Consider the following 1,390-nt stretch of genomic DNA (forward strand, 5'->3'; position numbering starts at 1 on the left):
CGCCGAGGGGGTTTGGCTGAGGATGGTGACGTTTTCGGTGGCCAGCAGGGTGTGGAAGTCTTCGGGTGAGCGGGCCACCGATTCGGGGACGATGACCAGGCGGCCTCCCGAGAGCAGGGCGCCCCAGATCTCGAAGACCGAGACGTCGAAGGCCAGCGAGTGCCAGTGGGACCACACCCCGGCCGCGGGCAGCTTGGCGCGCACCGAGGCCAACAGTTGCGTCACGTTATGCTGAGTCACCGCAACACCTTTGGGAACGCCGGTGGTCCCCGAGGTGTAAATCAGGTAGGCCACCTCGGCCCCCGAAGGCACCGGCAACGCCGTAGCCGGGTAACTACGCAGACCCGGATCCTCGATATCGATGACCGCCACCGCATGCCCGGCCAACCGCTCCGCCAACCCCGCGGTGGTCAACACCGCACTCGGACCGGCATCGGCCACCATGAAATCAACCCGCTCATCGGGCAACCCCGGATCGATCGGCACATACCCAGCCCCGGTCTTGAGCACCGCCAGCATCGCCACCACCGCCGCGGGCGAACGCGACACCAACAACCCCACCCACTGACCCGGACCCACCCCCAACCCGGACAACAAGTGCCCCAACCGGTTCGCCGACTCCTCCAACTCGCGATAAGTCAGCGACCGACCCTCACCCACCACCGCCACCGCCGCCGGCGTGCGCGCCACCTGCTGAGCCCACAACAACGGAATCGACACCGGCACCGGCCCAGGTCCGGTCAAGACCGCCCGGTTACCCCACCGCGCCAACCCCGCATGCTCACCAGCACCCAGCAGATCCAGCACCGCCAACCGCCGCCCCGCATCGGCGCTCATCCCCTCCAACACCCGGATGAACCAATCCACCAACACGCCAACACGACCGGCATCCAAAACCGCGGTGTCGAACTCCACCCGCAACCCCAACTCCACCCCCGGCATCGCGCGGATGGTCAGCGGATAATGGGTGTAGTCATGGGTGCTGCTGCCGCTGACGGTGGCCCCGTCCATCATTCGGGTCAGGTCCATCGGGTAGTTCTCGTATACGAAGAGGGTGTCGAAGAGCCGGTCGTGGCCACTGAGGCGGTGGATCTCGGTCAACGCCAAATGCTGATGCTCCAAGGTCTCGTTGTGCACCCGGTGCAACCGAGCCAACAAATCCGCCGCGCTCATCGACGGACTCAACCGCACCCGCACCGGCACCGTATTGATCAACAACCCCACCATCGAATCCGCACCCACCACCTCCGCGGGCCGACCCGACACCGTGATCCCGAACACCACATCCTGCTGCCCGGTCAACCACATCAACACCTGCGCAAAAGCACCCTGCAACACCGTATTCACCGTGGTACGACACGCCCGCGCCAACTCACCCACCGCACGCGTG

The 1,390-nt window shown here is 65.8% G+C and carries 1 protein-coding gene; it reads right to left on the bottom strand.

All coding sequences use genetic code 11. The annotated features are described in order from the left end of the window. A partial coding sequence (locus A5645_RS14195; protein WP_366663765.1) for an AMP-binding protein occupies positions 1-1,380 on the bottom strand: 1,380 nt, incomplete at its 3' end. Positions 1,381-1,390: the final 10 nt, after the last annotated feature.

The organism is Mycobacterium asiaticum, from assembly GCF_001673635.1.
Lineage (GTDB): Bacteria > Actinomycetota > Actinomycetes > Mycobacteriales > Mycobacteriaceae > Mycobacterium > Mycobacterium asiaticum_C.